This is a genomic window from Ruminococcus sp. SR1/5, from assembly GCF_000209835.1.
Classification (GTDB): Bacteria; Bacillota; Clostridia; order Lachnospirales; family Lachnospiraceae; genus Blautia_A; species Blautia_A fusiformis.
The window spans coordinates 3,405,817-3,418,491 of record NC_021014.1 but is presented as its reverse complement, the minus strand read 5'-3'; the positions used below and the strand labels follow the sequence as shown (position 1 = coordinate 3,418,491).

The 12,675-nt window shown below is 46.8% G+C and carries 12 protein-coding genes; 5 read left to right on the top strand and 7 right to left on the bottom strand.

Features of this window, described 5'->3' with window-relative positions; all coding sequences use genetic code 11:
* Positions 1-51: 51 nt before the first annotated feature.
* Complete coding sequence (locus CK1_RS17090; RefSeq protein WP_015527388.1) at positions 52-1,140, bottom strand: PucR family transcriptional regulator; 1,089 nt, start codon at positions 1,138-1,140, stop codon at positions 52-54.
* 104 nt (positions 1,141-1,244) lie between these two features.
* The gene (locus CK1_RS17085; protein ID WP_015527387.1) at positions 1,245-2,360 is read right to left on the bottom strand and encodes an ABC transporter ATP-binding protein; all 1,116 of its coding nucleotides are present in this window, start codon (positions 2,358-2,360) and stop codon (positions 1,245-1,247) included.
* 388 nt (positions 2,361-2,748) lie between these two features.
* Between CK1_RS17085 and CK1_RS17080 the strand changes: the two genes are divergently transcribed.
* The 3 genes from CK1_RS17080 (at position 2,749) to CK1_RS17070 (ending at position 5,814) form a co-directional block, all read left to right on the top strand.
* Positions 2,749-3,147, top strand: a complete 399-nt coding sequence (locus tag CK1_RS17080) for a transcriptional repressor (RefSeq protein ID WP_015527385.1) — start codon at positions 2,749-2,751, stop codon at positions 3,145-3,147.
* Between the two features lie 256 nt (positions 3,148-3,403).
* Positions 3,404-3,724, top strand: coding sequence for a DUF6110 family protein (locus CK1_RS17075; RefSeq protein ID WP_015527384.1), 321 nt, complete (start codon positions 3,404-3,406; stop codon positions 3,722-3,724).
* Positions 3,725-3,738: 14 nt separating this feature from the next.
* Positions 3,739-5,814 (top strand): heavy metal translocating P-type ATPase, encoded by a 2,076-nt coding sequence (locus CK1_RS17070; protein ID WP_306289025.1) that lies wholly within the window; start codon positions 3,739-3,741, stop codon positions 5,812-5,814.
* A 180-nt stretch (positions 5,815-5,994) separates the two neighbouring features.
* Here CK1_RS17070 and CK1_RS17065 read toward each other — a convergent pair whose 3' ends face one another.
* The gene (locus tag CK1_RS17065; RefSeq protein ID WP_015527383.1) at positions 5,995-6,942 is read right to left on the bottom strand and encodes an AraC family transcriptional regulator; all 948 of its coding nucleotides are present in this window, start codon (positions 6,940-6,942) and stop codon (positions 5,995-5,997) included.
* 259 nt (positions 6,943-7,201) lie between these two features.
* On the opposite strand from CK1_RS17065, the gene CK1_RS17060 reads away from it, so the two are divergent.
* Entirely contained in the window at positions 7,202-7,399 is a 198-nt protein-coding gene (locus tag CK1_RS17060) for a hypothetical protein (protein WP_015527382.1), read from the top strand.
* The gene (locus tag CK1_RS17055; RefSeq protein WP_306289024.1) at positions 7,333-9,318 is read left to right on the top strand and encodes a glycoside hydrolase family 36 protein; all 1,986 of its coding nucleotides are present in this window, start codon (positions 7,333-7,335) and stop codon (positions 9,316-9,318) included. The genes CK1_RS17060 and CK1_RS17055 overlap by 67 nt, the downstream gene beginning before the upstream one ends.
* Positions 9,319-9,658: 340 nt before the next feature.
* Here the strand turns inward: CK1_RS17055 and CK1_RS17050 are convergent, their stop codons facing one another.
* The 4 genes from CK1_RS17050 to CK1_RS18680 form a co-directional block, all read right to left on the bottom strand.
* Positions 9,659-9,976, bottom strand: a complete 318-nt coding sequence (locus CK1_RS17050) for a C-GCAxxG-C-C family protein (RefSeq protein WP_015527379.1) — start codon at positions 9,974-9,976, stop codon at positions 9,659-9,661.
* Between the two features lie 20 nt (positions 9,977-9,996).
* Positions 9,997-11,355, bottom strand: coding sequence for a M20 family metallopeptidase (locus CK1_RS17045; RefSeq protein ID WP_015527378.1), 1,359 nt, complete (start codon positions 11,353-11,355; stop codon positions 9,997-9,999).
* A gap of 104 nt (positions 11,356-11,459) precedes the next feature.
* On the bottom strand, positions 11,460-12,188 hold the full coding sequence (locus CK1_RS18685; RefSeq protein ID WP_353611200.1) for an aminotransferase class I/II-fold pyridoxal phosphate-dependent enzyme: 729 nt from the start codon (positions 12,186-12,188) through the stop codon (positions 11,460-11,462).
* A partial coding sequence (locus CK1_RS18680; RefSeq protein ID WP_353611199.1) for an aminotransferase class I/II-fold pyridoxal phosphate-dependent enzyme occupies positions 12,124-12,675 on the bottom strand: 552 nt, incomplete at its 5' end. The genes CK1_RS18680 and CK1_RS18685, both read right to left, overlap by 65 nt.

Here is a 12,675-nt window from a genome sequence, read left to right as displayed (position 1 = left end):
TCCGGGATTTTTTGTGCACCTGCATTTTTGATGGATTTTTGCGGACAGAATCTATTTTCCATGATTTCCGGAATAGGTGATGTAATCGGACACCATCATGGCAAGCTTGAAGGCCAGTGCATCCTCAAAGGTACGGATATCCAGGCCAAAACGCTTCTGCAGCTTTTCAAAACGGTACACCAGAGTATTCCGGTGCACATAGAGCTGTCTGGAGGTTTCAGAAAGGTTCAGGTTATTTTCAAAGAAGGTCCGGATGATATTGAGGGTTTCGTCGTCAATAGATTCCAGGGATTCTTCTCCGAAGATCTCGCCTACGAACATGTTGCAGACCTGAGTGGGAAGCTGATAGATCAGACGTCCGATGCCCAGACGGTTGTAACCGAAAACGTTTTTGTCAGCATAAAAGATCTTGCCGACCTCCAGAGCAGTGCGGGCTTCCTTGTAGGCATCGGAAAGCTCCATGATATCATCTGCAACATTGCTGTAGGAAACCCAGGCAGAGGTCATGGCCTCTGTATTGAGCATATCCACCAGCATGCAGGCGATACCCTCCAGCTCTTCGTAGCTTTCGGTGCTCTGAAGCTCACGTACTACGATGATGCCGGAATCATCCAGTGCAGTGATAAAATCCCGTGTACGGGCAGAAAAGATGTTGCGGATGGTAGCCAGGGCATTTTCGTCCTTGTGCTGCTTGGTTTCCACAAGAAATACCGCACGGCGGGCAGAAGGTGTAATATGAAGACGGGCAGCCTTGTTAAAAGCTTCTACCTGGGAATAACGGTCCAGGAGAAGATTTTGCATAAAGGAGTTCTTGTCTGTTTTTTCCGTATAGGCAGTGAGGAGACTTTCTACCTGGCAGACAGCAAGCTCTCCGATGGTAGAAGCCTGCTCTCCGGAGCCCCATACGATCAGAAGCATATTGCTCTGAGGTATGTTGTTCAGCTTGTACAGACTGCAGCTGCGGTTGGAGATGCATAAGGCAGGATCCTCCCGGAACTGAGCAAGCTTTTCAGAAGAAGGAAGTCGGTGGTCCCCTGTGGAAATGTATATCTGGTCATTTTCATCCAGAATACAGAAATCAAGACCGCTGATCCGGTTCCAGTCATCCAGACATTTTTGAATTGTTTGCTGTATTTTCATAAAAAGCGTCCTTTCTGATGTGAAATAAAACTAGTGAAATAAAAAGAAACCCCGGGAAATCATATCCCCCGGGGTTACATTCTGTTTTTATGATTCGACGAGAATTAGTTTGTGATAGTAAGCTCTGTCTCTTTGTCGAAGAAGTGAGCTTTCTCCATATCGAATGCAAATCTGATCGGATCACCGGTCTTAGCTGTTGTACGAGGATCAACTCGTGCTGTAACCTGAGTTCCGTCAACATCGAAGTACAGGAATACTTCAGCACCAAGAAGCTCGTAAACTTTAACTACGGAGTTCATTGGTTTGCTTGGAGATGTCTCAAGGAACATCTGAGAATCATGGATATCCTCAGGACGGATACCAAGAACAACTTTCTTTCCAACATAGCCTTTGTCTTTCAGGACTTTAGCCTTAGCTGCCGGAACGATAACCTCATGCTCACCACCGATCGTAGCAACTACATTGCCGCCTTTCTCGGAGATAACAGCATCAAGGAAGTTCATCTGCGGAGATCCCATGAATCCTGCAACGAAGAGGTTGCCTGGTTTCTGATACAGGTTCTGTGGTGTATCAACCTGCTGAACAACACCGTCTTTCATAACAACGATTCTGGTACCAAGTGTCATAGCCTCTGTCTGGTCATGTGTTACATAGATGATGGTAGCACCAAGTCTCTGATGGATCTTGGAGATCTCGATACGCATCTGTACACGAAGCTTAGCATCCAGGTTGGAAAGAGGCTCATCCATAAGGAATACCTTAGGATTACGAACGATAGCACGTCCCATAGCAACTCGCTGTCTCTGACCACCGGAAAGAGCCTTCGGTTTACGATCAAGAAGCTTGTCAAGGTCAAGGATTCTTGCTGCTTCACGAACAGCCTTGTCAATCTGGTCCTTCGGAACTTTACGAAGCTTAAGTCCGAATGCCATGTTATCATAAACTGTCATATGAGGATACAGAGCGTAGTTCTGGAATACCATTGCGATATCACGGTCCTTAGGCTCAACATCGTTCATGACTTTGTCACCGATCTTAAGTGTACCACCGCTGATCTCCTCAAGACCTGCGATCATACGAAGTGTTGTAGATTTTCCACATCCGGATGGTCCTACGAAGATGATGAATTCTTTGTCTTCAATCTCCAGGTTGAAATCTTTAACTGCCTGGAAGCCGTTCGGATAAGTTTTATTAATGTGAGATAATGATAAACTTGCCATTGTTGTTTCCCTCCAAAATTAATATATTGTTTTTACGTAATTTCCTTTGCTGGTTAACAGTATATCGAAAATGAGAGAAAAGGGCTAGAGCTGAATCTTACAAAGTTTCCGGCAGTTTCTTGTCATTCTGACGAAAAAACGAAAGGGGATTTTTCGTCATTTTGTCAAAACGACGGTTTCCTATGTACAGGTTCACGAGACATTATACGGTATTCAGGCAGAATCCTCAATATGTAAAAAAGTTCAAATGAGTTATTTACAACTAACCCGAGTTGGAGTATACTAACTTAAGATAAAAGAAAAGTTTTCTCAATAAAGGAGGGATCAGAATGCATATTGCAGAAGCCGAAACAGAAGAGAAAAAACAGGATGCTACCGACATACAGAGATGCAGAGGGATCTTATTATAGAGAAACTGAAGGAGAAGGGGCTCCGCATCACCAGACAGAGAAAGATTCTTCTGGACATTATCCTGGAGGGAGAGTGCTCCTGTTGTAAGGAAATCTATTACAGGGCTTCCGCACTGGATCCGAAGATCGGTGTAGCTACAGTATACCGTATGGTCAATACGCTGGAATCCATTGGTGCTATCAGCCGAAAGAATATGTATCGCGTGGCATGCAGCACAAAAGGCGTCTGCACAGTAGAACTGGATGATGATACGATATGCCATCTGTCCGGACAGAAGCTTAATGAAGTGATCCTTGCAGGACTTCGGGCCTGCGGGGAGATCAGTGAACAGAATATCCGTACCCTGGCGCTGCTGCCTGTTCATGAGGTCGGGTGAGTATGGAAAAGCTATGGCACAATATAATAGGAAAGAAGAGGTTTGTACAGACTAAGAATTAGATAGATTAAACTATTAGTAAAAATTAACTGTTAGGCAAAAATAACTGAAAATTTAACGAATTGTGTTGAATTCACACAAAAACACTGGACTTTTTTTACAGACATTTTATAATAATGAAAATATCGGGGCGGACATGAAAAATCCTCACCGGGAATCAGAAAAAATAAAAATCATATATCAGGAGGAAATTATTATGGCAGACTTTAAATTCAAGAAATCAGGACTTTTTGCAGCAGGCGTTCTTTTCGGTACAGCAGGAATCAAGATCCTCACAAGCAAGGATGCGAAGAAGCTTTACACAGGATGCACAGCAGCCGTTTTAAGAGCTAAGGACTGCATCATGAAAACAGCTACGAATCTTCAGGAGAATGCTGAAGATATTTATGCTGAAGCTAAGGAGATCAATGAGGAAAGAACAGCAGCTGAAGAGGCTGTAGAGGATGTTGAGACAGAAGCAGAGGAAACTGCAGATGAGGATGCATTCAAAGAAACAGCAGAAGAGACAGCTGAGTAAAGAGGCGATTTTCCGTGAAATTTTATATCAAACATGAGACAAGAGGCCGGCTTCGTATCCATCTTGCTCAGAAGAGGATGAGCTACGGGCAGGCAGATACGCTGTTGTATTATCTCGAGAATCTTGATGGAGTGGCTTCTGCCAAGGTATACGAGAGAACCTGTGACGCAGTTGTAAATTATCGGGGCAGCAGAGCTGCGGTTATCCGTGGTATCAGCGAATTTCATTATCAGGATGTAGAGGTTCCTTCACAGGTGCTGCAGAGCTCAGGGAGAGCACTGAATGCAGAATATCAGGAGAAGCTGATCTCCAAGGTGATCTGCCATTACGGAAGAAGGCTTTTTCTGCCATATCCGCTGAATGCCATTTATACAACAGCTACTTCCCTGAAATATATCTGGAAGGGAATCGATACACTTCTTCACCGTAAGATCGAGGTGCCGGTCCTGGATGCCACTGCAATTGGAGTGTCTGTATTACGTCAGGACTTTGGTACTGCAGGCTCTATCATGTTCCTGCTTGGGATCGGAGAGATCCTGGAAGAGTGGACGCATAAGAAATCCGTAGGTGATCTTGCAAGAACCATGTCCTTGAATGTTGGCAGGGTATGGCTGAAGAGAGAGGATCAGGAGATCCTGGTAGAGTCCGGAGAGGTCCAGCCGGGAGATGATGTTGTTGTACGTATGGGTACCGTAATTCCTTTTGACGGAAGTGTTACAGATGGAGAGGCTATGGTCAACCAGGCTTCTCTTACCGGTGAGTCTGTACCTGTATGCAAGAAAGAGGGCAGCGTTGCCTATGCAGGCACTGTTGTGGAAGAAGGTGAGATCACCATCCGCGTAAAGACGGTAGGTGGTTCCAGCCGCTATGACAAGATCGTTACCATGATCGAGGAGTCTGAGAAGCTGAAATCTTCTTTGGAGGGAAAGGCAGAGCATCTGGCAGATAAGCTGGTTCCCTATACTCTTGGAGGAACAGCACTTACATATCTCCTTACCAGAAATGCCACCAAGGCCCTTGCAATCCTGATGGTGGATTTCTCCTGCGCGCTTAAGCTTGCAATGCCGATCTCTGTATTGTCTGCGATCCGTGAGGCCGGTACACATAAGGCTACAGTTAAGGGCGGTAAATATCTGGAAGCAATGGCTGAGGCAGATACCATCGTATTTGATAAGACAGGAACTCTGACAAAGGCGAAGCCAACCGTTGTGGATGTGGTTCCTTTTGACAACAATGATCCGGAGGAGATGCTGCGTATCGCCGCATGTATGGAAGAGCATTTCCCACACTCCATGGCCAAGGCTGTTGTCAGTGCTGCCAGGAAGAAGCATCTGGCCCATGAGGAGATGCATTCAAAGGTTGAATATGTAGTAGCGCATGGAATTTCCACTACGATCGAAGACCATAAGGCCGTGATCGGAAGCTATCACTTTGTATTTGAAGATGAGAAATGTCTGATCCCGGAGGATGGTAAGGAGAAATTCGACAATATTCCGGAAGAGTATTCCCATCTGTATCTTGCCATTGACGGACGTCTTGCAGCCGTGATCTGTATTGAAGATCCTCTTCGTGAGGAGGCGAAAGCTTCTGTAGAAGCACTGCGCGGGGCAGGGATTTCCAAGATCGTTATGATGACAGGGGACAGTGAGCGTACAGCAGCAGCCATTGCCAGACGTGTGGGAGTGGACGAATATTATTCCGAGGTACTTCCGGAGGATAAGGCCAACTTCATCGAAAAAGAAAAGGCAGCCGGAAGAAAGGTTATCATGGTAGGTGACGGAATCAATGATTCTCCGGCACTTTCCGCAGCCAATGTCGGTATCGCCATCAGTGATGGTGCTGAAATTGCTCGGGAGATCGCAGATATTACTGTAGGTGCAGATGATCTTCAGGAGCTTGTTGTTCTGAAAGAGATCAGCAATGCACTGATGAAGCGTATCAGACGCAATTACCGTTTTATTATTACCTTTAACGCAGGTCTTATCGCCTGTGGCGTTGCAGGTATCCTGCAGCCGACTTCATCCGCACTTCTGCATAATACCTCCACACTGGCAATCAGCCTGAAGAGTATGCAGAATCTGCTTCCATAGAAAAATTTTAACCGAATCAAGTAAGTCCCCTGCAGGATTGCGAATATCCGCTTGACAATAAATATAAAAAGCCGGCCAGGTTATCGAAGAGATATGAACTTCGTACCTGGCCGTTTTTTTAGGCTGCTCAGACGTGGATCGCAGGTATCAGCCTGAAAGTGTAGGTGTATGAAGTAAGTTTTATTCCTGAGGAAAGGGTTCGCTTTCCAACATCAGTCCGTCAGTCATATGATAGCGTTTCTTTTGGGTATCCGAACGGAGAGGCCGGGTATGAAGGCTTCGGTACCTGGAGGGGCTCATATGATAAAATTTTTCGAAGGTATGTGCAAAATGCTGCCGGCTGTTGTATCCGGAAGAAAAGGCAATATCCGTAATGTGCAGAGTACTGTTGCACAGAAGAAAGGCGGCCTGTTCCATACGCTTGCGGTTGATATAGGTATTGATGGTGCAGCCGTTTTTTTCTGTAAAGAGCGCCTGCAGGTAGGATTTGTTGATCCCTGCATATGCGGAGATGGCAGGAATATCAATGTCTTCCAGATAATGCTCGTCAATATAGCGGAGCGCTTTTTTCAGATAGACGATTCCCTGGGTGCTCCGGCTGGAGCGGGCGCAGAATGCAAGCTCTGTAAGCATACGGCTGAAAAGAAGAAAGAAGAGAAATTCTTCCTTTTGTATCTGACCGGAATTTTGTTGTAAAAAGGTGAGCAGATCCTTCAGGCTGTATCCGAAGCTGCGGGAATCCGCGCCGGAGCAGAAGCCCTGGGAGGCTTCCATAAAATTCCAGAACTGGGAAAATCCGGGATCCTTTTTCAGGAGAAGCTCCAGAGCAACCGGACTTTTTTCGGGAGTAAGGGAAAATTCCAGATTCAGGATCGAGCAGGGAAAACCATCCGGAATCTCCAGCCTGTGAGGTACATCCGGCCGGATAAAGATAAATTGCCCGGATTTCAGTGGGAATTCCGTGTCCTGTGTGCCATCCAGGCAGAAAACCCGGCAGGAACCGGAGGTGATATACATGATCTCATAGCTGGAATGTGTGTGATGCTCCATATGATAATAAGGCAGGGAGAGAGCATAAAAAGCAGAAATATGGAAATATCGGGAAGAGTCCTGGAAAATATCTGGCATGAAAAAACCTCCTGAGTATGCTGCGAAGCGGAATGTAAATATTTCAGCTGTAAATTGCGAGTCGGACAGATGCAGATATTCGATTAAATCGCCCTACATGTCTGACTGACTGTACTCTTTACTGTCAGCAAACAGTATATCACGCAAAAATAAATACGACAATATATTGCATTTTTACATTCAGGGGATGATACCTGTCACCTTATAAAAAACAGATATTATACTGTGATCAGAATCAGAAAAACGGAGGGTATTTTCTATGAGCTATAAAAATGAAAACATGAAAATGATCGAATTACATGAGAATGGCCTGGATATCCAGTTTCGTATCCGGGAAAACGGCGTGGTAGAGCTGGCAGATTTTTCTTCACAGGAAGTAAAAAAGCAGTCATGGAGCCGAAGGATGATATCTGTTATCCGGCTGTTGAGATCCACAGAAGCGGCACAGGAAGCTTAAACATGCATGCCTACAAAAACAACATCAATCAGTCCTCTGTGGATTTTGTTTATGAGAACCATGAGCTGAAGGCACAGGCCGGCGGAAAAGAGCTAGAGATCGTAATGATTTCCCCGGAAAAGCTGAAGGCAGTATATCATATGCGCCTGTTTGATGGAGTGCCGGCAGTACAGACTTGGACAGAGATCATCAACGAGGGAAGCGAGGATCAGGGGCTGACCTATGTTTCTTCTTTTATGTATCAGGGAATTTCCAGAGGCGGCGAGAAGCCTTATTATAAAAAAACAGATATCTATGTGCCGTTTAACAGCTGGTGCTGTGAGGCACAGTGGCAGAAATACGATGCAGAAACGCTGAATTTAAACGGAATGGTCGTAGATGGCTTCAATCATCAGGGATATGGCCTGAACCGTTATTGTTACAGTGGAAAGGGCACCTGGTCTACCTGTGAGTATCTTCCCATGGGAATTGCCGAGGACAGAGAAACAGGGGAGACGTATATTTTCCAGATTGAAAGCTCCGGACAGTGGCTGGCAGAATATGGCTCTGCACAGGGCGGAAATCTGTATCTTGCCTTAAGCGGCGCCACAGAGCAGGAGCATGGCTGGTATAAGAATCTGAAACCGGGAGAAAGCTTTACAACCGTTCCGGCAGGGGCAGCGGTTGTAAAAGGTGGCCTGAATCCGGCAGCAGCGGCACTGACCAGATATCGGAGAAAAGTACGCAGACCGAATACGGACGATGAGAAGCTGAACGTGGTATTTAATGATTATATGAACTGCCTGATGGGAGACCCTACAACGGAGCGGGAGCTTTCCATCATTGACAAGGCAGCAGAGCTCGGATGCGAATATTACTGCCTGGATGCAGGCTGGTATGACGACGGATTCTGGTGGGACCGTGTCGGGGAATGGAAAGAAGCATCCGGAAGATTCCCCAATGGTCTGAAAGAAGTCTGCGATCATGCACACAGTAAAGGCCTGAAAATGGGACTCTGGCTGGAAATCGAGGTTATGGGAGTTGCCTGCGAACTGGCAAACAAGCTTCCGGATGACTGGTTTGTCTGTCGTCATGGAAAACGCCACATTGACAATAAACGCTATATGCTGGATTTCCGCAATCCGGAGGTACGGAAATATTGCCGTGATGTAGTAGACAGACTGATCAATGATTACGGTGTAGAGTACTTTAAAGTGGACTATAACGTAACCATGGGATATGGAAGTGATCTGAACAGTGACAGCTGTGCAGATGCCATCCGTGAGCATTATGAATGTCTTCACCAGTGGTATGAGGAAATCTTCCGGGATCATCCGGAGCTTGTTGTGGAGAACTGCGGTTCCGGCGGACAGCGTATGGATTATGGTATGCTGAAGATCTTAAGCCTGCAGTCTACCAGTGATCAGACAGATTATCTCTACAATGCCAATATCGCTGCCAATGTAGCCAGTGCGGTAACTCCGGAGCAGGGTGGTATGTGGGTATATCCGTATGAGGATGAAGAAGAGCATGTGATCTACAATGTAGTAAATGGTATGCTTCTCCGCCCATATATCAGCGGTATGGTATGGAAGCTGGGCGAAAATTCCATGAACCGTATGAAGGAGGGAATCTCCCTGTATAAGGAGATCCGTGAGGAAGTCCGTGACGGCGTGCCGTTCTTCCCGCTTGGTTTTGGAACTCTGAAATCTGAAGTTCTTGCTTACGGAGTGAAAGCAGAGAAGAATACCTATCTTTCGGTATGGACACCGGGAACAACAGAAGCAGTGATCCCGCTGGAAAATGCAGAGCAGGTCCGCAGAGTATCCGTGATCTATCCGAAGGAAGAGATGTGCGGATATAAGATCGAAAATGGAAATCTTGTAGTGAAGATGCCACAGGAAAAAGCGGCCAGACTGTTTAAGATCGAGATGAAATAGAAAATCAGGAAAGACCGTAAGTTTGACGAAGAGGCGTGGGCAAAAATAAAAGAGCGCCGGCATTTTTACCAGAAAGCTCATCAGTCTGGATGAAGTTGCAAAGATCCCAGCTGTGTACCTGAATTATAAGAAATACAGATGGGTGAAGGATCTGACAGTGAAAAGCGAATAGAAACAGAAAACAGCAGAGCTGTATGTCCCGGGATTACAGGGAATATACAATTCTGCTGTTTTATTTTATGAGATTATCTGTTTTCCGCAAGATATTCTTCTGTAAGAGCAACCGCATCGGTGATACACTGCGGGCAGCTGCAGAGAACCTTGCCTGTCTCTACACCTTTTAATTCACGGCAGATACAGGAACCGTTTTTTCTTTGAATTTCTGGATATAGGTGCGGAGCTTTTTGTAAGTGTCACCTTTGGAGCCGGAACCTTCTTCGGTATTTCCGCGGCTGTTGGAAAGTCCGATGATCATAGCCATACCGGAAAGAGCACCGCACATTTCCATAACACCCATTCCAAGGCCGAAGCCCTCGGCAATACGGAACATCTCGTTTTCATCGATGCCAAATTCCTGGCAGAAAGAACAGGCAACTGCCTGTGCACAGTTACAGCCATTCTCGTGTAATTTTGTAGCGTGTTCAGCTTTTGTACTCATGATTTCTTATCCTCCTGATTTCAGATCGCAAGCATATTTTTGATCGCTTCCATATAGATCAGTACTGCTTCTTCCATGCCGGAGACCAGGATAAATTCATCGGCTCCGTGGATACGGTAGTCAATTCCCTCTTTTTCAGGTCCGAAGGCTATGATGTTTTTGAGGGATTTTGCGTAAGTGCCGCCTCCGATGACCATTGGTTTGTGTTCGGTATCGCCGGTCACATCTGTGTACGCTTTGTAAAGCGCATTTACCAGCGGAGATTCTCTTGGGAAGAATAACGGGGCAACAATATTTTTGATCTCAATACGGCCGTTTTTATCTTCCAGTCTGTCCTGACACATTTTGCGGATATCGGTCTCATTAAGAGTTACCGGAACACGGATATCGATGGTACAGGAAATGACACCGTTTTCTGTTTTGACGATTCCGTTGCATAATGTCAGATCGCCGTATTCATCTGCAAATTTCAGGCCAATTCCGGAGCCGTCACATGCAGTGCCGATATGGGAGTTATAGAATTCCACAAAGTCATCTTCAAAGCCTGCATTTGCCAGACATTCAAAGGTTACTCCTGCAGCATTGACACCGAGATGGGGAGTGCTGGCATGAGCCGGAACACCTTTGGCGTAGATGGTGAGCTCACCATTATCTTCGGTTACCTTATATTCCTGGAGCTTCGTCTGGGAAAGTGCGGATTCCAGCTTTTCCTTAAGACCGTCTTCAGCGGGAACAACGGTTGTACAGGTGTCACACATTGCATTGGATACAAAACCACCATTCATGGAAATGATCCGGGTGTTTTTTGAGCAGGCGATCATGGCAAGCTGGCCTTTTTCACCGTGGATACACGGGAAGCTGGCATCCGGTGTGAAACCGCAGGAAAGCTCTTCTGCTACCTGATTGTAGTGAGCCATACATCTGGAACCTGTTTCCTCGTTGCAGCCCATGATCAGGCGGACTCTTTTGTTCAGCTTCACGCCGTGGTCGCGGAGAAGCTTCATGGCATAGAGCGCTTCCAGGATAGGGCCTTTATCATCAGTGGTCCCGCGGCCGTATACATGATCGCCTTCACGGGTAAGGCTGAACGGATCGTAGGTCCAGTCTCCGCCTACAGGAACGATATCCAGATGACCGGCGATGCCGACGATCTCATCGCCCTCACCCATTTCGGCATAACCGCAGTAGTTATCCAGGTTTACGGTTTTAAAGCCAAGCTCTTCGGCAATCTTCAGTCCTTCTTTCAGAGCTTTTGCAGGGCCCTCACCGAATGGCTTTCCCTCGGAAGGGGTACCGAGCTGGGAGTCAATGGCAACCAGTCTGCCAAGGTTTGTGAGCATTTCTTCTGATAATGCGTGGATTTCCTCTTTAATATCCATATTAATTTCCTCCTGTTTACAGCGTTCCGAAAAGTGACAGGAGGGAACGCTGATGTTATGAGCTCTATTATAGCATAGATTGTAATGAACGGCAGAGTAGATTTTTACCTGTTGAAGACGTACCGATCCATTCGGCGGAAGGCTTCCTCTATGCGGGAACGGGGGGAAGCCAGATTCATTCTCAGGTGACAGGAACCGAAGAACATCCTGCCGTCCTGGACTGCAACGCCGACATCCCAGCAGGCCTTTTCCACATCTTCGATGGTTTTGCCATGGGCAGTACACCAGTCGGTGCAGTCGACAAAGAGCATGTAGGTGCCTTCCGGCCTGGAAACGTTGACACCCTTAAAGTGCCGGTCAATGTAATCACAGGCAAAGTTTACATTTCCGCTCAGTACTTCACAGAGTTCATCGGTCCACTCATAGCCCTCAGGCTGATAAGCGCCAAGCAGAGCGTGCATGGACAGAACATTCATCATATTATAATGGCTCAGACTGGACTCCTTCAAAATACGATCCCGCCACCAGCTGTTGTATACAATGTGATAGCTGCCAACAAGTCCTGCAAGATTAAAGGTTTTGGATGGAGCGTAGAAGGCCGCTGTACGCTGGCGGGCATCTTCACTGACGGACTGGCTGGGGATATGCTTATGACCCTTCAGGATGAGGTCAGACCAGATCTCGTCTGAGATGACATAGACATCATATTTTCGGTAAAGCTCCATGGCTTTTTCCAGCTCCCAACGCTCCCACACGCGTCCGCAGGGATTATGCGGATTGCAGAGAATGGCAGCGTGGATCTTCTTTTCCGGAGTTGTTTTCCATGTTTGCATAATCCATTCTCCATATGCCGTTTTCATCCCTTACCAGCGGAGAATGTACGGCCTCGTAGCCGTTGTTTTTCAGGCTTGAGGTGAAGCCTATGTATGTCGGGCTGTGGACCAAGACGTTATCACCGCGGGAGCAGATGCAGTTCAGTGCACTGATAACTCCGCCCAGAACGCCATTTTCGTAGCCAATGTGCCTGGGCTTCAGACCGGTGACACCGTGGCGTGTTTCCTGCCAGCGGATGATGGCTTTATAATATTCCGGCGGGGCTTCGAAGTAACCGAAGGCCGGGTGACTGGCCCGTTCGATGATCGCCTGCTGTATGGTAGGTACAGTAGGAAAGTTCATGTCTGCTACCCACATCGGGATGGCATCGAAGCCCTCCTTCGGCGGGGCAGGAGAGAAACCATCGCCCTTCAGGCCGTCTACTGCGATGGAATCTCTGCCATGTCGGTCAATGATGGAAGTGAAGTCGTATTTCATATGAATGCT

Excerpts from the sequence above, each read along its gene's own strand:
- CK1_RS17090 (WP_015527388.1), bottom strand. The coding sequence starts at position 1,140 with ATGAAAATACAGCAAACAATTCAAAAATGTCTGGATGACTGGAACCGG.
- CK1_RS17085 (WP_015527387.1), bottom strand. The coding sequence starts at position 2,360 with ATGGCAAGTTTATCATTATCTCACATTAATAAAACTTATCCGAACGGC.
- CK1_RS17080 (WP_015527385.1), top strand. The coding sequence starts at position 2,749 with ATGCAGAGGGATCTTATTATAGAGAAACTGAAGGAGAAGGGGCTCCGC.
- CK1_RS17075 (WP_015527384.1), top strand. The coding sequence starts at position 3,404 with ATGGCAGACTTTAAATTCAAGAAATCAGGACTTTTTGCAGCAGGCGTT.
- CK1_RS17065 (WP_015527383.1), bottom strand. The coding sequence starts at position 6,942 with ATGCCAGATATTTTCCAGGACTCTTCCCGATATTTCCATATTTCTGCT.
- CK1_RS17060 (WP_015527382.1), top strand. The coding sequence starts at position 7,202 with ATGAGCTATAAAAATGAAAACATGAAAATGATCGAATTACATGAGAAT.
- CK1_RS17055 (WP_306289024.1), top strand. The coding sequence starts at position 7,333 with ATGGAGCCGAAGGATGATATCTGTTATCCGGCTGTTGAGATCCACAGA.
- CK1_RS17050 (WP_015527379.1), bottom strand. The coding sequence starts at position 9,976 with ATGAGTACAAAAGCTGAACACGCTACAAAATTACACGAGAATGGCTGT.
- CK1_RS17045 (WP_015527378.1), bottom strand. The coding sequence starts at position 11,355 with ATGGATATTAAAGAGGAAATCCACGCATTATCAGAAGAAATGCTCACA.
- CK1_RS18685 (WP_353611200.1), bottom strand. The coding sequence starts at position 12,188 with ATGCAAACATGGAAAACAACTCCGGAAAAGAAGATCCACGCTGCCATT.